This window comes from Nocardia heshunensis (assembly GCF_054782115.1).
This window is the reverse complement of the sequence record NZ_BAAGTC010000048.1, coordinates 1-656: the sequence shown is the minus strand read 5'-3', so window position 1 is coordinate 656 and position 656 is coordinate 1. Positions and strand designations below refer to the sequence as shown.

At 44.2% G+C, this 656-nt stretch carries 1 protein-coding gene; it reads right to left on the bottom strand.

Translation table 11 applies throughout. The features are described 5' to 3' along the window. Positions 1-86: 86 nt before the first annotated feature. Positions 87-656: DNA primase family protein (locus ACYVN4_RS45075; protein WP_460730463.1), on the bottom strand; the 570-nt coding region annotated here is incomplete at its 5' end.

Below are 656 nucleotides of genomic sequence, written 5' to 3'. Positions count from 1 at the left end.
GAAAGTATACATAACTATACACAGGCCAACGGGGACAAGGGATTGGCATGCCTACACATGCCTACACAACCCTACATACCCTACATTCACTTCTTTTTGGGATGACTGGTTACCATTTCAAATGGCTTTACGAATACTTTTAAACTAATACCGACGTAGTAAACACCTTGCGAATCGCGTTTTTTTGTATACTTGTCGGCCATTTCCTTACCAAACTTGGTTGAATTCATCAAATACTGAGAATTATCATCAGCCCAAGATTTATAACGTCGGTATAATTCTGATGCTCGTGCCATCTCGCCTTCGTCGACCATACAACACTCTTCTACAAATTCAGTTGTTACGTCCATTTCATTCCGATAACTTTGGCTGGCCTGAACCACACTCTCCGGCGGTTTCAATCCCTCTCGCTGCCACTTCAAGGCACCTTCCACGGCCCAGTTAAGAATTCCAACCTCTTCACGTTGAAGTTTATACTTCAAGTCCTTGTCAACTCGGTTATCAGGAATCTTAACCGCAAATGGTACCAGCATAAGCCGACGCCAAATACCATCATCAGTTCCCCGAATAATTGGCTTGTGGTTGGTCGCCAGCCACAATTTGAACTCTGGTTTGAACTCGAATTCCTTCCCGTAAAGGTATCGGGCAGTCACAGT